The 19,971-nt window shown below is 50.9% G+C and carries 22 protein-coding genes; 12 read left to right on the top strand and 10 right to left on the bottom strand.

The features are described 5' to 3' along the window. Nucleotides 1-28 precede the first annotated feature (28 nt). A complete protein-coding gene (locus tag GOX73_RS13100; RefSeq protein ID WP_171134963.1) occupies nucleotides 29-451 on the bottom strand; it encodes a hypothetical protein in 423 nt (140 codons plus the stop codon). A 288-nt stretch (nucleotides 452-739) separates the two neighbouring features. On the opposite strand from GOX73_RS13100, the gene GOX73_RS13095 reads away from it, so the two are divergent. Next, on the top strand, nucleotides 740-1,315 hold the full coding sequence (locus tag GOX73_RS13095) for a hypothetical protein (protein ID WP_171134962.1): 576 nt from the start codon (nucleotides 740-742) through the stop codon (nucleotides 1,313-1,315). Between the two features lie 160 nt (nucleotides 1,316-1,475). Beyond that, nucleotides 1,476-1,766 (top strand): hypothetical protein, encoded by a 291-nt coding sequence (locus tag GOX73_RS13090; RefSeq protein ID WP_171134961.1) that lies wholly within the window; start codon nucleotides 1,476-1,478, stop codon nucleotides 1,764-1,766. A gap of 50 nt (nucleotides 1,767-1,816) precedes the next feature. On the opposite strand, the gene GOX73_RS13085 is transcribed toward GOX73_RS13090, so the two are convergent. Genes GOX73_RS13085 through GOX73_RS13070 form a run of 4 tightly spaced genes read right to left on the bottom strand, consistent with a single transcriptional unit; the run spans nucleotide 1,817 to nucleotide 8,397 of the window. Then, nucleotides 1,817-2,626, bottom strand: a complete 810-nt coding sequence (locus GOX73_RS13085) for a M48 family metallopeptidase (RefSeq protein WP_171134960.1) — start codon at nucleotides 2,624-2,626, stop codon at nucleotides 1,817-1,819. Further along, nucleotides 2,623-5,760, bottom strand: a complete 3,138-nt coding sequence (locus tag GOX73_RS13080) for a type I restriction endonuclease subunit R (protein ID WP_171134959.1) — start codon at nucleotides 5,758-5,760, stop codon at nucleotides 2,623-2,625. Before GOX73_RS13080 ends, GOX73_RS13085 begins: the two co-directional genes overlap by 4 nt. Next, the gene (locus GOX73_RS13075; RefSeq protein ID WP_171134958.1) at nucleotides 5,757-6,920 is read right to left on the bottom strand and encodes a restriction endonuclease subunit S; all 1,164 of its coding nucleotides are present in this window, start codon (nucleotides 6,918-6,920) and stop codon (nucleotides 5,757-5,759) included. Before GOX73_RS13075 ends, GOX73_RS13080 begins: the two co-directional genes overlap by 4 nt. After that, nucleotides 6,910-8,397: a class I SAM-dependent DNA methyltransferase gene (locus tag GOX73_RS13070; protein ID WP_171134957.1), complete on the bottom strand. Its 1,488-nt coding sequence runs from the start codon at nucleotides 8,395-8,397 to the stop codon at nucleotides 6,910-6,912. Before GOX73_RS13070 ends, GOX73_RS13075 begins: the two co-directional genes overlap by 11 nt. Nucleotides 8,398-8,529: 132 nt before the next feature. On the opposite strand from GOX73_RS13070, the gene GOX73_RS13065 reads away from it, so the two are divergent. Then, nucleotides 8,530-9,330, top strand: coding sequence for a hypothetical protein (locus GOX73_RS13065; RefSeq protein WP_171134956.1), 801 nt, complete (start codon nucleotides 8,530-8,532; stop codon nucleotides 9,328-9,330). Nucleotides 9,331-9,362: 32 nt separating this feature from the next. On the opposite strand, the gene GOX73_RS13060 is transcribed toward GOX73_RS13065, so the two are convergent. Beyond that, the gene (locus tag GOX73_RS13060) at nucleotides 9,363-9,614 is read right to left on the bottom strand and encodes a hypothetical protein (RefSeq protein ID WP_171134955.1); all 252 of its coding nucleotides are present in this window, start codon (nucleotides 9,612-9,614) and stop codon (nucleotides 9,363-9,365) included. A 168-nt stretch (nucleotides 9,615-9,782) separates the two neighbouring features. Here GOX73_RS13060 and GOX73_RS13055 point away from each other — a divergent pair, with 168 nt between their 5' ends. From GOX73_RS13055 to GOX73_RS13045, 3 genes are all read left to right on the top strand, one after another. Beyond that, nucleotides 9,783-10,070: a hypothetical protein gene (locus tag GOX73_RS13055; protein ID WP_171134954.1), complete on the top strand. Its 288-nt coding sequence runs from the start codon at nucleotides 9,783-9,785 to the stop codon at nucleotides 10,068-10,070. A gap of 3 nt (nucleotides 10,071-10,073) precedes the next feature. Further along, the gene (locus tag GOX73_RS13050; protein ID WP_171134953.1) at nucleotides 10,074-10,421 is read left to right on the top strand and encodes a DUF6626 family protein; all 348 of its coding nucleotides are present in this window, start codon (nucleotides 10,074-10,076) and stop codon (nucleotides 10,419-10,421) included. 128 nt (nucleotides 10,422-10,549) lie between these two features. Further along, a complete protein-coding gene (locus GOX73_RS13045; RefSeq protein ID WP_171134952.1) occupies nucleotides 10,550-11,122 on the top strand; it encodes a site-specific integrase in 573 nt (190 codons plus the stop codon). Nucleotides 11,123-11,138: 16 nt separating this feature from the next. On the opposite strand, the gene GOX73_RS13040 is transcribed toward GOX73_RS13045, so the two are convergent. Next, nucleotides 11,139-11,627, bottom strand: a complete 489-nt coding sequence (locus GOX73_RS13040) for a hypothetical protein (RefSeq protein ID WP_171134951.1) — start codon at nucleotides 11,625-11,627, stop codon at nucleotides 11,139-11,141. Nucleotides 11,628-12,243: 616 nt separating this feature from the next. Here GOX73_RS13040 and GOX73_RS13035 point away from each other — a divergent pair. The 6 genes from GOX73_RS13035 to GOX73_RS13010 all read left to right on the top strand — a co-directional run bounded on the left by GOX73_RS13035 (nucleotide 12,244) and on the right by GOX73_RS13010 (nucleotide 17,226). Next, nucleotides 12,244-12,981, top strand: a complete 738-nt coding sequence (locus GOX73_RS13035; protein WP_171134950.1) for a reverse transcriptase domain-containing protein — start codon at nucleotides 12,244-12,246, stop codon at nucleotides 12,979-12,981. Nucleotides 12,982-12,995: 14 nt separating this feature from the next. Further along, nucleotides 12,996-13,514 (top strand): hypothetical protein, encoded by a 519-nt coding sequence (locus tag GOX73_RS13030; RefSeq protein ID WP_171134949.1) that lies wholly within the window; start codon nucleotides 12,996-12,998, stop codon nucleotides 13,512-13,514. 126 nt (nucleotides 13,515-13,640) lie between these two features. Then, entirely contained in the window at nucleotides 13,641-14,117 is a 477-nt protein-coding gene (locus GOX73_RS13025) for a hypothetical protein (RefSeq protein ID WP_171134948.1), read from the top strand. 209 nt (nucleotides 14,118-14,326) lie between these two features. Further along, nucleotides 14,327-15,649, top strand: a complete 1,323-nt coding sequence (locus GOX73_RS13020; protein ID WP_171134947.1) for a DUF6538 domain-containing protein — start codon at nucleotides 14,327-14,329, stop codon at nucleotides 15,647-15,649. Nucleotides 15,650-15,917: 268 nt separating this feature from the next. Beyond that, complete coding sequence (locus GOX73_RS20650; protein WP_217351010.1) at nucleotides 15,918-16,331, top strand: hypothetical protein; 414 nt, start codon at nucleotides 15,918-15,920, stop codon at nucleotides 16,329-16,331. Between the two features lie 22 nt (nucleotides 16,332-16,353). Next, on the top strand, nucleotides 16,354-17,226 hold the full coding sequence (locus GOX73_RS13010; RefSeq protein WP_171134946.1) for a hypothetical protein: 873 nt from the start codon (nucleotides 16,354-16,356) through the stop codon (nucleotides 17,224-17,226). A 116-nt stretch (nucleotides 17,227-17,342) separates the two neighbouring features. On the opposite strand, the gene GOX73_RS13005 is transcribed toward GOX73_RS13010, so the two are convergent. From GOX73_RS13005 to GOX73_RS12995, 3 genes are read right to left on the bottom strand one after another with little or no spacing between them, the layout of a single operon-like run. Further along, entirely contained in the window at nucleotides 17,343-17,738 is a 396-nt protein-coding gene (locus GOX73_RS13005) for a thermonuclease family protein (protein ID WP_171134945.1), read from the bottom strand. 23 nt (nucleotides 17,739-17,761) lie between these two features. After that, entirely contained in the window at nucleotides 17,762-18,541 is a 780-nt protein-coding gene (locus tag GOX73_RS13000) for a hypothetical protein (RefSeq protein WP_171134944.1), read from the bottom strand. Further along, nucleotides 18,541-19,821 carry a hypothetical protein gene (locus GOX73_RS12995; RefSeq protein ID WP_152457318.1) on the bottom strand — a complete coding sequence of 427 codons (1,281 nt, stop codon included), beginning with the start codon at nucleotides 19,819-19,821 and terminating at the stop codon, nucleotides 18,541-18,543. Before GOX73_RS12995 ends, GOX73_RS13000 begins: the two co-directional genes overlap by 1 nt. Nucleotides 19,822-19,971: the final 150 nt, after the last annotated feature.

Here is a 19,971-nt window from a genome sequence, read left to right as displayed (position 1 = left end):
CAGCCTCCGCTGCGCCAACCAAAACGCCTTACTTTGCTTTCTTCCTCTGCACCGCTTGGCTGATAGCTTCGTCCAGTTCGCCAGCTTCAGTAGCCGCCTTCAAAGTCGTCAACGTGCCTTGCACATCCTTCAGCGCCTTGACGAAAACAGCATTGCCTTTGCCAAGCGCCAACGCCTTGTTTCCGTATTTGCACTGCACGTACCAGCCACCGTCTTGCTCAAAAAACCAAGGCCGCAGTTTGCGCATGCGTTCAACGAGCACACTTTCCCCCTGCTCGTTTTTTGCCCAAGACTTGCGTTTCACTTCGTAGTTCTCGCCGTCTAGCATCGCAGCCGCTACATTCAGCTGTTCATCAATTGCAGCCACGAGTTTTAAACGGCGCTGCTGAACAGGGTCTTGCTTGTTTGCGCGTTTGACAGATTTGAGTTCAAGTTTTTCCAAATGCGACATGCTTCATCTCCTTTTGCATATCGCTATCGTCTGCTGTCTCGCCTTCTAAAAAGCGATCAAAACCAGACACCAAAAAAGTTTCATTGAGAAGGTTGTAGCTCTCATTAAAGCAATACGCATTGCCTCAGAAAAAGAGGCGTACCGTCCTGCTCAGGCGCGCTTACCTTTGCTCCAAAAGGATAAATAATCCAATGCCCTACACCGTATGCGCGCACCTCACTTGAGGTGCCGCCTACGCGCATAAAAAGCAATGCTCCACGAGCTGCAAATTAACAGGAACATCAAAGCATGTATGAAACAAATACTCACTTAGAGCTTAGCGACTGGATCGCGTCACAACATTTTTCAGTTTTTGGCACACTGAAGTTCACTGATGGTTTTGAGATCAGCGAATTTACGGCTGAGCCAATCCTGAAGCGATATTTTTGTATGTTGGACAGAGCCTACTATGGCAATGCCGCCACAAATGTTGGGATGCGGCATCAAAGGCTGGTATTCAAGCATTTGGGATCAAGTGGCCAGAACCTTCACTATCACTTCTTAGCGAAGCCCTATACTGATCCACAGCTGTTTTCTCACCTTGCAAGAAAGCAATGGGCATCCATGGGAAGTTGGACCATGAGCGAGCAAAATACTCAAATTGGTCCAGTGCTTAGCAACCAAGCCGCTTCCAAGTATGTGCTCCATGAATACAGATCACTTGGTCCTGATTGCCTGCTCCTAGCAGCTTCAAACTTGACACCCCCTTCTCGCGATCCTCTTAAATTTAGGAACTTGGCGCAGTTGCGGAGGTTGCTCAAATTGCAGCAACGGGAAGACGATCAACTTAGTATGGCTTGGCAGGCGATGCCCTGCCCAGTCTGACATAGCAGTTTTGCACTGCGCACGCTGAAACACAGCTAAGCTTGATGACGCGTATTGGCGGAAACGCTGGAAGCTACGAACATACATTCGCAGCTAATCCTATGGTTTTGCCAAATCCCTAAATACCAAAAAACGAAACTTTCGAACCTAGGAAAAAACAATGAAGACAATGGATTATACACTCAAAGAACTCATTGAAATTGGAGAAATTAAAACCGCTGAAGAGCTAAGCACGAAGTGGTGCATGAAGAACAAGAACTGGTATTCACGGCAGAAACACGCAGGTGGAGACTTCAGCATTGATGCAGCAATCAACTGTTTGCGACGCACACGCCAAAGACTGGCTGAACGCCATGACGATGAAGGCAAGCGAAGGTTGGCTGACATTGAAAAGTTACTCAGCAACTACTTATTGCAGCAGCACAAAGTGGCTGAAGTCGCCAATGATTAAGGACCAACGATCAAGCATTCGTCTCCCGCAAGAATTGGGGCGAGAAGGCGTCAATCACAAATTTCGTAAGTCTGCGCTGCTGCTTCAACTGATTGGGCGCTGTCGCGCTCTGTCAGGCGCTCGTCATATAACAATGGAATGCGTCTGTATCCAAGAAGGTGCTCATTCTTGGTCAACCATTGATGCTCTTTCTCATAGTCACCAAAGATGCGACGTACTGTTCGCCAGAACGCTTCATCGTGGTTTCGCTCAACAAGGTGCGCCAGCTCGTGCGCCACAACATACTCAAGTACCTGCTTTGGGCCAAAGACGAGATGCCAATCAAGAGTAACAACACCATTCTTTCCGCAGCTTCCCCATCGCGTTTTAAGTCGTGAGATGCGCAGGTTAGTAGCTTGCGTCTCTAGCCGCTTTGCATAACGCCTAACGAAACGCCTTGCTTCCTCCGTTAGACGCGCGCGCATCCAATGCTGAAGGGCACTTTCAACCGTATCGTCATGCTGTTGAGCAGACATTTGCGCAGGCAGTGAAACATGAAAGCCGTTCTGATAATTGACGGCCACATCTTGACCTTGGCTGGTCGTCAATCGCGCCAGCCTCCCCCAATATGGCACCTTCGCGCCCGTGCGAAACCGCGCGATCTTGTGCATGCGATCATACTTCTCGCGTAGATCTGCATGGTTTTCTACAATCCAACGGCGTTTGCGGTAGAGTGCTTCTTCTATTGATGTTTCTTCCGCATCAGAAGGCGCGGTAATCCGCATGCCATCCATTGTTAGCTCAATGTGCAAACGGGTAACTGAGCTACTGCGCTTGAGCGAATAAGGGACGGCTAGGTTACCTAACTTGAACTCGCTCATTGAAGCGGCCCCCAGCCTTCCCGCGCGGCTCGCTCTATCGTCGTCCTACACGGAATTTGGTTGCACGACGCACGGCCGTTCTTCACGCACTCGCAATCGCCTTGAAACGAGCTGCGCGAGAAGTGCTTTATCGCAATATCTTCAATTTCTACTGGCAGAATTTTCAGCTCTTTGAAACCAAGGCCGTGAGCTGCCTTGCGCACTCGCTGTCGCAGGTCTTTTCGCAAGCCGTCTTTTGTGTGCCACAACTTGGGTGCCAACGCATCATCCGTGTAGAGCGACTCAACTTGTTCCGCGAGTGCCTTGCAGGTTTCATCATTTTGGTTCGCGCCTGCGACAGCTTCAATCACACGTAGGATGGCATGGGCAGCAGGCGACAAACCCGTTCCCTTGTGTGCGTCTGCCTCCGCATCCAGCTTGCGGGCATAGTCTTCAGCCGCGCGCAGTTTGTCGCCCCAACTAAGCTGCGTATCGTCAAGTTTTTCAATGAGTTCGCGAAGCTTCTCGCTGAACTTTGAATACTGGTGATGGTTTTCCGCAAGCTTCGCTTCCGTAATTTTGCGCAGCTCTGTTGTCTTCCTCAATGCCGCAGTCTTCAGGTCGTCTTCCGTCTTTTCCTCAGTTTCAAAGTCTTCCCAGAAGTCAGGGTCCACAACACTGCGGAGCTTGATGACGGTGGTCAGCCCAGTAACCTTCAGATGGTCTTCCAGCATCTCCCGTATCTTGGCGCTGTATTCAAACTGTTCAAAAGCCTCTTTCTTCTCAAATACCTGCTTTCCGTAGCGCAGGAAGTTGGCAAACCACTTCAGGTCATTTGTCAGGTCTAGAATACTTGGGTCAGGTGCCAGCGCCTCGTAGAGCGTCACGAAGTTACGCACCTTTCGCTGAAATAAAATCCACTCGTCTTCTGTACCAATCGCACCAACAAGCGCATCGTATTCAGCCTTCAGGTCACGCCCAGTGCGATTGATTCCTTTGGTGTACTCCAACAGCGCGCGATGAGCAGCCGCTAACTCCGCACGAAGCGCGTCCAAGTCGCGCATGGCGTTCTGAACATCTTCTGCGCGGTAGCTCTCAAGCGCCTCGTCTAACTTTTGGCTGACGCCAATATAGTCAACGATCAGACCGTTCTTCTTCTTGGCATCCGCAACCCTGTTTGTGCGGGCAATGGCTTGCAAGAGCGTGTGCTCTTTCAAAGGTTTATCAAGATACATCACTGCTTCAGCGGGAGCATCAAAGCCAGTCAGTAGCTTGTCGCAGACGATCAAAATCTGTGGGTCTTCGCCGCGCTTATTAAATGCGCGTTTAATATCCCGCTCTGCATCCCTGTCCACGTACCAGCGAACGAGGTCACCACGAACCGCGTTTTTATATGAGTCTTCGCTGGGTTTGTCGTCTTCCTGGGACTTGGAATAGACACATGCGCTGACGGCTGTAGCAGCTGCTGCCGCGTCAGCTTTGCTCATTCCGTCCTTCACGAAGTCTTCAGCGATCAGGCCATCCAATGCACGCTTGTAAAGTATGATCGCTTCTCTGTCGTAGGCGACCAGTTGCGCCTTAAAGCCATCTGGCTTGGCATAACTCTTGAAGTGGTTCCAGATATCAAACGCGATCAATTCAATGCGTCTTGGATGCTTCACGAGGTCCGCGATCTTCACGCCGCGTTCCTTGATCTCAGCCAGCCGCTCGTCGCTCAAATCCGCGAACCACATGTCAAACAGGCTGTCTATCTTGGCTTCGTCTATCTGCCAGTCTGTCTTGCGGCTGGTGTAGTAGATGGGGACCGTCGCGTTGTCGCGGACGGCGTCATCAATCCCATACTTGTCCAGATAGCCCTCACCCACGACGCCAAAGTTCTGGTAGGTGTCTTTGTCGTTCTTCTTGATGGGCGTTCCAGTGAAGCCAAAGAAGGTCGCATCTGGCAACGTAGCGCGGAGCGCAGCGCCCAAATCCTTCTCTTGAGTGCGGTGGCACTCATCCACCATCACGATCCAGCGGTCACTGTTGGGGATTGCAGTCTTGGAACCTTCAAACTTGAAGATCGTGCTCAGAAGCGTCTGCCCGTCTACACCGCTGCCTACCAAACTCCTTAGCTCGCTAATGGAGCCAACACTGACGGGGTTAGGCAGTCCCGTGGCGACAAATGTGCCTGATATCTGATCGTCCAGATCAATCCTGTCCGTCAGCACCAGCAGGTTCACATAGGCTAGCTGCTCAGATGATACCGTGTGGTGATGCTTCAGCTTGAGCGCAGCGAACACCATCGTCAGTGACTTGCCGCTGCCCTGCGTGTGCCAGACCAGACCACGCTTGTGCTTCCCCTCCACCACGCGTTCCACCATCTTGTTGACGGCGCGAAACTGCTGGTAGCGGCAGATTTTTTTGACGACCTCTCCCGTATCTGGGTCTCGCTCAAACACGATGAAATGCGCGAGCAGGTCCAAGAGACGCGACGGTTCCAGCAGACTCCAAAGGCCCTTTTCCAGTTCGTTTGAAAAGTCGCTCTCCGCACGCGGATGCGGGTCGCGCCAGTAGCCGTAAAACTTGGATGGCGAGTGCGTCGCGCCGTAAAGAACGGTTGTGCCGTCCGTCACGATGTTGAAGGCGTTGGTATAGAACAGGCGCGGTATATCGCGTTCGTATTGCTTGATCTGGTCAAAGGCTTCGCCGTTCTTGTCCTTCCCACTCAGCGGCGACTTGGCCTCAATGACGACGAGCGGCAGGCCATTCACATAGACGACGATATCAGGAATGCGGCTTTTCTCTGCCTGCACATAGAGCTGATGCGTGACGGCGAAGTGGTTGTTCGCGGGGTTCTGGAAATCAATGACGTTCAGCGTCTTCTGCGTCGCTTGACCTTCTACGATCCTGCTGAAGTCGCCGCGCTGTATCTTCAGCCAATCCTCGTTGTTCTCTTTGCGCAGCAATTCAGCAGCCGCAGCCTCTGCATCTGCTCGTGAAATGCCGTTTAGCCGCTCAAGCGCCTTAACAAGATGCGGACGGAAGATCGTTTGGTTCTCACCGTCGCGAAGGCTGGCATGCTGCGACGGCTCAATGAAGTCGTAGCCCAAAGTCTGCAAATATTGCAGCGTTGGCTTTTCCGCCAAGCGCCACTCGCTCCCGCGCCCCTTCATTTAACGGTCCTAACGCGGCCCGTTAGCAGATCGTCCATCAACCCGCGCTTTACGGTCTCAAGCTGAACAACGGTAGCGCGGTTTGCGGCAACTTGATCGTCAAGGCTAGAAAGAATGCCCGCAATCTTGGCCTGTTCATCGCTTGGAGGCACCACAATTTGGATGCTCTCAATCTGCTTTCCGCTGATGTTGGGTTGCGCATTTCCAGTTGCGGATTGGAAAACCCGCGCTGCAAAATTTTCTGTCCGCATAAAGTGCCAAAGAAACTCACGGCAAGCCTCTTTGTTTGGAACAACACATCCTACGCGCTGGTTCAAAAAGACGCGCTCGTTTGGACTTTCAACGATGCCTAGCTTCCCAACGGTGGCGCCTGACATAGCGATTAGAATGTCGCCGTCCCCAAGTTCGAACCGCTCCAAACTTTCAACAACTTCCAATGGAATACGCTTACAGCCCTCAAATACTACGGGCCCATTGTTGAAATTGCTCATACGGACAACCAGCGCAGACTTTGATGTCTCATCTGTGAAATCTTTGCTCTTGAACGCAAAGCCATTCTTTATCTTCGCAAGGTCACCAAGTTTGCCAAGACGCCACCCTTCAGGAAGTTCTCCGCCTCCCACGCATTCACTGCCCAAACCGCCTGTCAGCAGGTCTTTAATCAGGCCGCCCTTCACGCGCTCAGCCTGTTCAATCACCGCCTCTGTCGCGCGGATGCTATCGTCAACACTGGCGAGAACTTCAGCGATGCACTGTTGTTCAGGTAGAGGCGGAAACGCCACCACAACCTCGTGAACAAGGTTCCTGTTTAAGGTTGGAACGCCCGTGCCCGTTGCAAACCTCTCTAAACGGAAGTGTCGCAGAAATTCTGCCACAAACTGAGGATTGTTACCGTGCAAATCCTGAGTATAGAGCGTGGTATTAAGCGGGTGGCAGTCGTGCTCGTAGAACTGAACCTTGCCTATCGTCCCACTTCTGCCAGTTACAACTACTGGCCCTCTAACGATCGCCTCGTTATGCCAACCAACTGGTCCATTAGACGCAACAACAGGCACCGCCCCCTCAACGCGCTTAGATACTGGAAGATCATATCCGCGCTTTAAGGTTACGAAGTTGATGAACTTGTCTTTTTTCCATCCACTTGGCAATTCATCCAACATAGCCAAGTTCCCGCAGGAAATTGTTCATCCTGACCTCAGCCGCATTTCGCTCAGCAATGAGTTCTTCAAGCTTCTCAATCTCTTCTGAAACCTCAATCGCTTCAGCCTCTTCTCCCAAATTGACATAGCGGGAGATGTTTAGGTTGAAATCGTGGGCGGCAAGATCGTCGTTGCTGACCACCACTGCTAAACGCTCAACATCTTCAAAACCAATGTATGCACCACAGAGCGCATCAATATGCTGGTCGCGCAAGTAGTTCTGCGCCCGCCCTTCTTCAAACTGCTCCGCACCATTCACGATCATCACATGGCCCTGCATGTGCGCTGGCTTCTTCTTGCGCAAGAACAGGATCGCTGCGGGAATACCCGCGCCGTAGAACAGGTTTGGTGCGAGACCAATTACGCCTTCCACCAGATCATTCTCAATAAACGCTTTGCGGATCGCCCCCTCTGCGCCAGCGCGGAACAGCACGCCATGTGGCACGACCACGGCCAGCTTTCCGTTCTCGTTAAGGCTCGCCAACATGTGCTGCACGAAGGCAAGATCGCCGTAGGACTTGGGCGGCGTGCCATAGGTGTCGCGGCCATAAGGATCACCGTTACTCCAAACGCTGTGGCCCCACTCCTTGAGCGAGAACGGCGGATTGGCGATCACCCTGTCAAAGGTGCGGATCGCACCGCGCCCTTCGCCCACAGTGTGCTTGGGTTCGCGCAGAGTGTCGCCGCGCCGCACGTCCGCATCGTCAATGTCGTGCAGGAACAGGTTCATCTGGCAGATCGCCCAGGTATTTAGGTTCCGCTCCTGACCAAAGAGGCTCAGTGACCGTGCGTTCTTACCCGCCTGCTCCACCGCGCGATACGCCTCCAACAACATACCGCCGCTGCCGCAGGTGGGGTCGTAGATGCTCATGCCTTCATCAATCTCAAGGCAGCGCACCATGAGCCGCACGACTTCCTTGGGCGTGTAGAATTCGCCGCCCTTCTTGCCGCCGTCATCCGCGAACTGCTTGATGAGGTATTCGTAGGCGTTGCCCAGCATGTCCGCGTCAACGTTGCTGTTGCGCAGGTCGTAGCGTTCAAAATGCTGAAGCAGACGTTCCAGCATCGCGTCGCTGAAGCGGTCCTTGTTGTTGAAGTCCACGCTCTGGAAGATGCCGCGCAGCTTCATATTGGCGTCTTCAATCGCTTGGAAGGCCGCGTTCAGATACTCGCCTATGTTGGTCGTGTGCTTGCGCACCTCTGACCACGTGTGTTCCTGCGGAATATCAAAGCGGTGCTCGTCAGCGTCAGCGGCCAGCTCTTCGTCGCCATATTCCGTCAGCTTCTGCTCATACTCTTCCTGCCATACGTCGCTAAGCCGTTTGAAGAAAAGCAGGCCAAAAATGTAACTTTTGTATTCGCCGCTATCAATGCTGCCGCGCAGGATGTTCGCCGCGCCCCAAAGGTGTTGTTCTAACTCAGTAAGTGTGACTGCCACTCTCGCCTCGCGTGCTCAGATTATCTTTGCAACAACCCTAGCCCACACGCGTCATTACAGGAAGACAACCGCAACGCAATCGTGCAAATTTATTCTGGCTTCTGCCAAAATCTGCCCTTAGCCTGATAACAAATGACGAAGCAGGCAAGCCCCAAAATCCTCTATCACTTTCCCAACGCGCGCCCCGTGTTCGTGGAGAGCCGCCTGAACAAGGCGCAACTCAGACCTACCACCAAGGGCGGTGGGGTCATTTGGCACGACAGCGTCTACTATTGGTGGTGGTGCTTCATGCGCCTGTCACCCACTTATAAGCGGACCTGCGAGAAGCGCGGACGTGTCCGCAATGCCATGCAGAAGCAACTTTACACGGACTTTGGCGATATCTTTGACTACAAGGATGGCAGGGATGGATTTCGTAAGTGGTGGAATTTCAAGACTGACGACATGCCAGCTGACAGGGGTGCTGTGCTGTTTGGTTACCCAGCATTGGATGAGGTTCGTGTCGTTGAGCCACCCGCGAACGACCTAGGTGATGACGCACTGCTAATCGCCATCCCTTTAAGCCTGCGCAAGCGGCAGATCAGTCAGCAGCTCAACAGGATCATCCAGAAACACCATACGGGCAAACGCGGGCAGCGATACAATAAGAATATCTCTGCCCGCTATATTCCGCTGCATGACAAGGTTGCGGCGCTTAAAAGTGCCTACGCGGCGCTTGAGTATCGTCGCCAAAACCCAGATGCGAAACTCTGGGAAATCACCCAAAACACGGGCATCTCTTCTTATCAATTGAGCGATGATGAGCAATCTAAACAGAGTGCGAAGACTGTTGTAGATGCCAAGGCCTACATGTCTACTCACGCCAGCCGCGTCCTAAAAAAGGCTGAAGCGATTGTTGCTGGTGTAGATCAGGGCGTTTTTCCCAAGTCTTAGCGCAGCGCAGCAACGCACTGCGCTGCCCGCATTCATGCTGCTTTCTGCATCGCTCTGTCAGCGTCAAACACACGCATATACATGCAACCACCTTCTGTTGCGCCCATCCTTACAATGGACGTTTTGTCGCCACAGCCGCAGCTGCAATAGCCTTCTGCGACGATGTCGCTTTTGTGCACGGTCATTGGGGCGGCTAGCGCAAAGATGCTGTGGGTTGCGACTTCTTCGCCGTTAATCATTTCAAAATGAGCAACGGGAGCGTTGGCTTGTATTACATAAAACATTTGATTTCCTTCAGTTGGTAACGACAGCTGATTGCTGACAAAACCAATTTAAAGGAAGCATCCAACATCATCACTCATCAAGGTATTTTTCGTTTTTATTGTGATAATACTTTAGACTTCAACCGCTCTTTAGCACGCTAAGGATAAATAATCGCGGGAGACGAAAAGATGAAAAGTAACGAACTGCACCGCCAACTGAAAATCCTGCAATTGAATTTCCACAAAATTGGCCGCAACGAGCAAGTTCAACTTGTTCAGTTGCTAATCCATACGGCAAATCACTGTATTCAAAATTTACGCGAGGAACTCAGCGAGGAAGACGCGGCAGCAAAAAGACGCAAGGCTAAACGCAAGGAGACGGAGCTGGACCCAAAACCACCGTTGCGCCCAATAACGGTCGCTGAGCCGTCCAAACCCAAGAAGCCAAAATACACTGGTTTGAAAACTGGGCGATAACAAATGCTCTTGATTGAACAGGTGTACATAAAGCTGTCTGAATGCGATCTGGTTGAAACGGCAGAGGACTTCAGTAGGGATTGGTGTGGAAAGAGCCGCAGTTGGTATGCGGAGAGGCGTCACAACAAACGAGATTTTAGTGTCACTGCTGCAATCAACTGCATTGAAGCAATCAATTTGAAGCGAGCACTACTTTCAATGAGAGGTCGCCGCTTTAGCGGACTGCTTGAAGTTGAAATACGAGAACTTGGCCAGCTACAGGAAGATATTCAGACTTATCTTGCTGAACAGCACCGCATTACTGAAGTCGCACTCAGCAAAACACCAAGATCGCAATTGTTAGAAAAATAGTAGACCCTAACATTTTCGTTAAACTTATTTGGATTCCAATAAGTTAGATTGGCTGCCTTTTCTGATCGCTTGGTAAAATGTGCGACTTTATAATGACTTAAGACAAAACCACACAATTCAGGTGAGACATGAAACAAGCCAAGCTACTAACCCATGCGGAGCAAAAGCGGATCCAAGCCGTAATCAACGCCCATCGCTACAGCCAACGCAATCAAGCCATTTTCGCGCTAAGTTTCTTCGCGGGTCTGCGCGCATGTGAAATCGCTGCACTGAAGGTTGGGGACGTTTATGAGAGTAACGGTGCGGTTCGCGACACGATTTTTCTCAAGGCAGTTCAGACAAAGGGCGATGAGGCGAATACGGTGATTGTAAGTAAGCGGCTGAGCAAAATGCTGGCGGCATATGCAGCTGCCCACCCCCACCATAACGCCCAGCACGACGCTCCTTTGTTCTTCAGTGCAAAGCGCGGCGGGTTCAGTCCTCAGACGATCGTAAACTTGTTCGCCCGATTCTATGCGCTCGCAGGCATCAAGGGCGCAAGCTCACACAGCGGTCGCCGCCAATTTCTAACAGAGCTCGCTGACAAAGGTGTAAACGCGCGCATTATTCAGGCGCTTGCTCGCCACAAGCACCTGAATACAACTATGCGATACATTGAAATCAACGAGAACAAACTGCGAAATGCTATCGAACTCGTTTAGGCGGTACTAATACTGACTAAGCCGCGATTTGCGCTTCAACTACCTCATGCATTCCATTGCGTCCCAGTATATCGACTTCAGTTCCAGTCCGCTCGCCGCTGCCGTCTGCGCGAACTGTCAATCTCTCAAAGGTGACGCAAAGGTTATCTTGTTGCTTGGAGCAAGCTATCGTGATTTCACCGCTCCGTATGTGCATAGAGACTCTGCGGCAGATTTCCTCAAGAGGAACCAAGACGTTCATACCAAACTCAGCCTCCCTGTACTCAAGCGCCGCAGTAAGAGCTTCTACTTCCGCCATTTCGGCACTAACTGGGAAAACAGTTGGAAAACTCACAATGTGTGACGAGAAGACGATCCGTAAGCCGTAAACGTCGTTCTCAATGTCAAATATTTCTCCGTCTTCGTCCCAGGCACCAATATTGTTCAGTTCATTACTGATAGCTTCTACATCACCATTGAAGTCTTTGCTCTGGCATACGACCAGACCGCCAAATCCGTCACTCATTGTTCTAATTCCTTTTAGGTTTGCTTGATTTTCGTTGGCTCTGATTACCAACGAGTTCAATCTACACCCGCGCTGTTTCATATTCCTTTTTCAAAACAATTTACGTTTTTTATCTGATAACTTTATTGATGTCTTTTCTTAGGGCGTATCCTTAGCACGCCAAAAAATTGATGTAGGTTGCGGCGGACAAAGCAGGCGCGGCCTCACCACAAACAGCTCGCCCTGACGAAGCGATATACAGATTTCAAAAAATGCAAACTGCGAAAAGCGACGCAGTTCATCTGATGCAAGCAACGAAGAACAACGGACCTTGCAAGCCCCCAGTTTCGACCTTAGGTTGATACAAGCCAATGGCGATAGCCAGCAGCTCACGTTGGCTGATACTTGTAGTAAACCTTTGAGTTCGCTTGAGTATTAGCTTTGAGAGTATCATATGCTCTCTTAGTTGGCGACTCTGTGTGAACAGAGCTGCAGGTTGCCGTTGGTTTAAGCATGGAGGATGTGACGATGAAATATTCGAAACTCAACCGCCTTGCTCGCAAGTGGCTGCCCGTGGTGCTCTTGGCACTCAAAGTAGCCAATCAGTTCGCTGAACTTGTGAGTAAGGTCGTCAACTATGCCCGTAACCTTCCAAAACTACAGCCACTCGTTTGAGCTTAATGGCAAACCCGTTTTCGCTCCATCCAATCTAGGTCGTCGCATAGGCAACGACGTTAAGGACAGGGTTGAACGAGGCTACGCGTTTGATGATTTTTACTATCATTTACGCAACGGCGGGCATGTAGCCGCTCTGCACTCACACCGTACAAATCAGTATTTTTGCAAGTTAGACATAGAGAACTTTTTCTATTCTGTAGCTCGCAACCGTGTCGTGAGAAGCTTGCGCGCAATCAGCATCCCTCGTGCAACTCACTACGGAAAATGGTCTTGCGTCCAAAACCCCTTCAAAGAACCTAGTTACGCCCTGCCTTACGGATTTGTGCAATCGCCCATTCTGGCGACGTTGGTTTTGTCTCAGTCCGCACTTGGCACCGCACTACGCGGAGTTTCAAAACATGCCAACGTGGCTGTTTATGTGGATGACATATCTCTGTCTTCCAACGATTTGACGGCGTTGGAGACTTGCTACGATGAGATCTGCGGAGCGTTTGATGTTGCGGGCTTCAATGTAAACAAGGCCAAGAGCGTTGCGCCTTGTGAAGGCCTTACAGTTTTCAATTGTAGCCTAGAGCACCAAAAAACACTGGTAGAAGCGACGCGCATCGCTGAGTTTCATTCAGTATCGCGTTCCCCAAGTAGTGAACTGGGATTTGAGCAATACTGCGATAGCGTCCGCGCAGGAAACAAAACTTAAATGCAGAGAAGCCCATGAACGAGAAAACAAAGCTGTTGGTCAATGTACGCAGAATAAGCGATCTATTTTCGCATGCGATTAGGGAAGGACCAGATGGTACTTTAGAAGGTAAGTATGGTGAGGAGCACCCAGTTTTTACTCACTATCTCGTAAGTTACTATTTGTCAGGCTGTCTCGCTTATTTGGAAAGCGAGAAAGGAAAATACAGTTGGAACTCAAAGTCGTCAAAACATGCAGATTTCGACGAGTTTATCGCTTCTCTTCCTAGCGACAGTAAGGAAAGATTATCGCAGTTAGGTATCTGCAAGGCGAGTTTGAACGCGTTGGCTCAAGTTCGAAATGCTGTCGTGCACAACGACGGAGATTTAAGCAAGAACGATAAAAAAACTGCCCTGCAAATGGTCCGCGAAGTACATATTCCTGGAGTTAGCATTGAAGGCAGCCAAGTCACACTTACAGAAGAACTGATTGATTTCGTTCGCAATTCAACTGTTGCCGTCCGCAGTTATCTTGGCGGCACCAGTTCGCATTGACTGACTTAGAGCGTAGGATCCAATACACCTAAAATTTCGGATTATTGGCCAAATTGAAAGCTGGAGCATCTTACCAAATTAGAATTTCGATAACACACCCACACTGAAGAGAGGAAACTGAAAGTGATGTCAGAATTCGAACAGATCGCGAACGATGTTGTTACAGCCATGGAAACAGCAGAGTATCGCATATCTGAATTTGGATATGGTGCAGCTACTGATGAAGCTGTGTCCGCCGTTAATGCAGGCTTGGTTACTTGGTTGATTTCAAGTGAGGAGAGAAGACTGAACGGAAGTTTTCGAAAGAAAGTTTTGGATCAACTTCCCAACAACGATGATCCAAATTGGCAGTCATATATCAGCCCTCAACCAACCCATTCACTCAAACGTAGACTTGAGGCACTTTGGGACATAAGGATCGCGTACACACACACAGCCGCTGACGTAACGATGATTAGCAATGCGCAAAATCAACAATACGCAATTGACGCTCCGCGATACATCAACGGTTGTGAGTTACGAAACAACATTCTTATGGTCAACAAATTGGATTTTCACACTGCTGTTCGTTCAATTGTACAAGTTCGCGACATACTGAAGTAGGAACAGTTGCAACGTACGCAAAATTGTACACAAGGAAATCTTCAGCAAACAACAAATTGTTTTCAATAATCTTTTCTAAGTGCATTGCTCTTGCAAATCCGTGTACACCGGTTCGATTCCGGTACTCGCCTCCACACATCCTTATTGTGTTTTTTCTCAATATATTAGACACTTGGAGTATCTCATGGAGGATACTTTGGAGGATACAAGTGCTTGACTACCCCGCGACGACCTTAGCGAAGAACAAAGGCAAGTATTACGTTCTCCTGACGATCCCCGCCGAGCTTCGCCAACATTTCAACGGCAGGAAGCAACTCAAGAAGTCCACGGGAACAAGTGATTTGACTGATGCCAAGCGCAGGCAACACAACATATCTGCTGATCTTTATGCCCAACTGGACAACTGCAAGCCTGATCCGCGCGACGTGATCAGCGATCTACTCGGCTGGATCGGTGACGCCGACGAGGTTCAACGCATGGAGGACATCGGGGAACTTGAGGACCTCATCAAGTACCACAAGAACCTCGAATACGGTGAGAACGAAGAAAACGACGTTGCTGTCGAGGTGGTCAACGAGCAGGCCATAGAAGCTCTCAAGGTCTACCAAGAGTGGAAGGCTGGAGGCACCGAGCGGACGACGGCTGCATCGGGAACAGTTTACCTCGCCATCGCCTCTAAGGAGTACCTTGAGACCAATCCGTACAGCACGATCAAGACTCAACGCGAAGCCGAACACGCCCTTGAGCAGTTCAAGGACTTCGCGGGGGACATTGCCCTCTCTGACGTCACTGCGGTGATGGTTCACGGGTTCGCGGAAGATGTGGGCGCATCAAAAAGCCGAAAGACCATAGACAAGAAGATCGGCTACGTCCGGCGTATGTTTGACCACGCAGTACGCAAAGGCTGGGTCCCTCACAACGTGTTCGCGGGGATTAAGCTAGACAAGAACCTCGGAGCCAAAAAGCAAAGCTATACTCCGTTTACCTCGAGAGAACTCAAGGCTCTCTTTGCGCAACCCATGGAGCCACACCTGCGGTCCCTACTGTCGATCCTGACCACCACCGGTATGAGGCTCGACGAAGCCGCCCTGCTGACGTGGGAGGACGTCAAAGAGGACGAGGAGCAAGGTGTTCTTTACTTCGATCTTACGGGTGCCATCGTGAAGAACTCGGGGTCTAAGCGACGGGTGCCAGTCCATTCTGCCCTAACATGGATAGAGACGGGTAAATCCGGTCAGATGTTCCCCGAGTTCCCTCGAGACCGCGACGGTAAGACACAAGGTCCTGCCTCCAAGGCGCTGATGCTATGGGTTCGAAGGATCACTGAGAACCCGACTAAGGTCGTCCATTCACTCAGGGGGAACTTTAAGGACATGCTGCGTGACGCCGGGGTATCCAAAGAAATAAACGACTTCATCACCGGGCATGGATCCGGCGATGTGGCTGGGGCCTATGGTGAAGGTCCAAGTTTGAAAGTTCGGAAGGAAGCCATTGAGAGGTTGAAGTTCGAATACATCACTAAGACGGTCTGAGGCTTGGAAGAGCAACCTCGGATTTCGTCTGCCACTCGATTATAATCAGAAACTCATACCCCTTCCGAAACGGTAGCTATGTTGCTGAGCGGACACTGCGCAGCACTTCATCAACGACACAGCTGCGGATACCGAAGATATTGCCCAGATTGACTAAACACTAGGCAATGAGCGCAAAATTGGCCTAGATATTGCGACGTGATTTGCCCTACTGATCGTTTCGGTAAGATCCACTTTCGTCAATAAGGATAGTTAGTTGAGACAAAGCTTGATCGCGCTCGCCTTTTGGCTCCTTGCGAGTATTGGGAACGCACAAGAGCTGTTACTATTTGGGGGTAGCGGCCACGATGAGTTCCTCGGGTGCCTGAATTGCAGCAAGTACAATTCTGAATCGATCTGCAACAAGTATGGAAAAGGCTCCAAATATGACAGCGATAGCATAGTTAACAAATTTGGCACATTTGGAAGTAAATACTCGTCTTCCAGCCCATGGAACAAGCATTCATCGGACAATTCAGTGCCTGTCTTGGTTGATCCAGATGGGAATTTCTACGGTTATTTCACCATCAACAAATACCGCAGCGATGCAGTTAACTTCGCCAGCGATCTCGCAGAGTTATACGAGAGTGTCGATGGCGACTTAGAACTGGTTCGCGAAGCCATTTGCGAAGCTTTCAACTAAACCAGCCATCTAGAGGGGCGCGATGCTGGAACACCTAACGGACTCACAAGTAAGAGAAGCTGCAAAGGCACGAATTGAAACACTCGAGCGATGGCTTCGCAGACTAATCGATGAAAGTTTCATAGAAATCTCGACGGAATACGAGAAATACCAAGACAACAACGGAAACCGATTGATTAAGAAACAAATCGTTGAAAACGCCGAAAGAAGACGAGATGGAAATCCGGATCGGTTTCCAAGGTTCATAGACGCAGTGTTTCTCGACGATCTAGTAACCATAATATGTGGGCAGGAGTGGCAACGGTTTCGCGGCCCGCTATCCGCGGCTTTCCCGCAGGGTCGCGACGTTGCAAAAGAGTTTCTTGGTCGCCTTATCGAACCCCGTAATCGGCTCTCGCATGCCAATCCATTGAGTCTTCGTCAAGCTGAACAAGCCGTGTGCTATTCGGGAGACGTAATTGATGCACTTAAAGGCTACTATCAAAAAATGGGAATGAAGACAGAATACAACGTTCCGACGATTATCAACTTTTCCGACTCATTCGGAAACTCAGTTTCCCGTCCTTACATGACAGAGGTTTCTCCACTAGGAGTCCTGGTCGATTTTTCCAAAGAACCAGAGTCTTATCTTAATGTAGGTGATATTTTGACGCTGGAAGTTGACATTGATCCAGCATTTGAGCAATCGGATTACACACTAGATTGGGTCGCTTTTGGCCCGCCGATCCAAGGAGACACGTCCAGCTCGAAAATCGTGATTTCAATTACTGCTGGTCACGTTGGGCAGCAGATGGACTTTAGGTGTCGCGTGAAGTCCAACAAAGAATGGCATAAATCCTCGATGGGTATTGATGATCAATTCGATGCCAGATATCGCGTTCTTCCGCCGGACTAGTGAAGTTTTCAGTTTCGCCAATACTCGGTTAGTGACAAACAAGTCGGCGAAATGACATTTACCGCCTGAACAGATTTTATCACTAACGGCTAAATATGTAATAAGTATAAGCAATCTCACCTACAGTACCCTGCCCGCCTCAACCGAGACTTGGCCGCAGAGGTCTCCAAGTGCCGATAGCGCCCCCCTGAGTACCTCGCACAATCCAGTGCATGCCCCGCCGCAATTACGGCAGCACCAATGTCTTGTCCGTCAGCGTAACAAACACCAACCCAGCGATCATAGGTGCGCTCGCCATTGAGTTTGCACTCGATGTTCTTGCCGCGTAGGAAGTTCACCATCCAGCGTTTAGCATCCTGACCAGAACGAGTGCCAAGCTCCGGCGCATCCACGCCGTTCAAACGGACCGGAGTGCCATCGACAACGATCGTGTCCGCGTCGCGCACTTGGAGGCCACCAGCGACAGCAGTAGTGGCGAAAAATGCCAAGGCAATGGTTAGCTTCTTGAACAAGGCGAAGTCCTCGGTGTCACGTGTTAATCGATAATTTGGGTTGCTATGCGGGTATCCACTAGTTCTTCCTCGATAAGCGCATAAATTTCTTCGGGTGGGGTATTCAGTGAGAACAGCATCAGTGACGGGTCCACACCCATGTCGATCAAATGCTGCATCGTTTCTCCTTGCCCCTTCTGGATGCCCTCTACTGCGAAGACGACAGGTATTAAGCGAGGCTGGTCGTAGTAGTGCTGATGCATACCTACAATACCGCGAAGTGAAACTATGCGTTCCTCGCCGCCTGCTAGGATGTACGGGCATGACGACACGCACATTGCACCAGCCAGAACGGCAGAAGTCAGCTCAGCTTCTCTCACCCGCTTGCCAATGGCGAGCGCCTCAGTGACTACGCCCCCAGGACTGTGAAGAGCTACAAGGTCTGGTTTGTCTTGCATGCCTGATAGGAAGGAGGCGAAGCGAGAAGAGTCATCCACCTCGATCTGTCCGCTCAGTAAGAGAACTCGCCCTAGCCCCTCGACATCCTGCACATTAAAGTCCAATCGGTTTGGAAAAGCCTCTGGCACGGGTACGTCCAGAGGCCCATCCTGCGGCAAAAGCGACGGATCGCTACGATCAGTGCGATACTCTCGACGTTGATCGCCGGGGGATATCGGACCAGTCGGGAGTTCAACACGCTCCTTGAACGGGCTTGGCACTACACCAAGAACGTCCGACGCTATCAGAACACCTGCAATAGCGAGCTGTAGGATGAGAACGTAGCGTAGACCTGAACGAGGATCGAGACGACTTAACAGGCTCATCACGTTTCATCTTTTTGTGGAGTGGCGCGGTTGAGGATAGCTGCGTCTGCCACGCCCATAGTCGCCTCTACGTCCTTCATGGCGTTCATTGCCGCTCTAAGGTCAGAAAGCGTCAGAGTATCCTCAATGCTCATGCCGTCCTTACCACTGCGGATTGCGGCTTGAGTGATAGCCAGCACAAACACCAACACGGCGGGCAACAAGTCGATGGCTATAGCTCCAGCCCAAGAAGGTACGAAGTTGTGGGCGTACTTGATTACTGCATCGGCGCTGGAAATCGGGTTATATGCCGTCTCGATGGGCGGTTCCATGTCCAATACCTCGTCAGCAGCGTTCTTGAGTGTCTTGCTGCGTTGGTCCAAGGCGTTCAAAACAGAGTTGATTGTGGACGATTGGGCGTCTCGTACGTCGGAGCTGCGCCCATCAAGCTCTGGGAGTACGACCGAGGATGGCAAGTCCTCAGCAGCACGAGCAACAAGTGGTGCGACGCTGTATTGGTTGAGGCGCGAGATTACACCAGCCAACTTCACGCTTTCCTCAGAAAACTGAACCGATCGGCGATCCACTGGACCGGGGGCTACAGTAAGCTCGCGCATCTTTGCGAGGATTTCGTTGCCTTGTTGGAAGGCTTCCTCGATAGGTTCTTGCTGCGCCGCGATCTGCTCTTCAAGGTTTCGCAACTCCTCAGCTTTTTGGGTCAGCACACGAAACACGGCACCCCGACCGGCGGTACCTGAGAGGTCTCCGGACTGCTCAAGTTCAGCCAGTTCTTCAAAACTCTGGCGGGCGCGTTCCACCTCGCGACCCAACGCTTGGCCACTGAGGGCTATGTCGTGGGCTTGCTCGAGAGCAGCTTGGTAGTCGCGGACAGTGTTCTCCAAGTGTTGTTCGACTGCCGCCGAGCCTGCGAGTGCGGCTGCGTTCAGCCAGCTAGACATGGCGATAATGGCGACAGAGCCAACAATCGTAGAGATCGTCAAACCAATGAAACCACTAGCCGTTCGCATTGAAGGCAGCAGACGGAGCATGTAGCTCCAAAACACGAAGATGCCCACAGAGACAGCGATTGAGTACGCAACGGCTGCGAAGAAAGAAACCGCACCATTGTCTTCGAGCAATGAGGACACGCCGAGATAGGTGTAGATCCCAGATGCGATGGCCAGGACACCCAAGGCTGCGGGGGTAAACGTGTCCAACCACGCAAGATGACCTTCTAGTTCTTTTGCGGTCCGAAGGCCCTTTGCTTCCTCAGCCGTCAAGCGATCCTTGTTCTCCGTCATTCTACAACATGCTCCACACTCATCACTCGATCATTCTTCACTTAATCATTTATTAAGACTTTTCACCCTGGGTTGCACATCTGGACGATACGAATTGATTGCTTTTGCGAAGCTGCCATTCTTCTGCGATTTTCTGCCAAATTGCGCCGT

Source organism: Ruegeria sp. HKCCD7221 (assembly GCF_013031225.1).
Classification (GTDB): domain Bacteria; phylum Pseudomonadota; class Alphaproteobacteria; order Rhodobacterales; family Rhodobacteraceae; genus Ruegeria.
The sequence above is the reverse complement of the archived record's forward strand: the minus strand, read 5'-3'. Positions and strand labels throughout refer to the sequence as shown.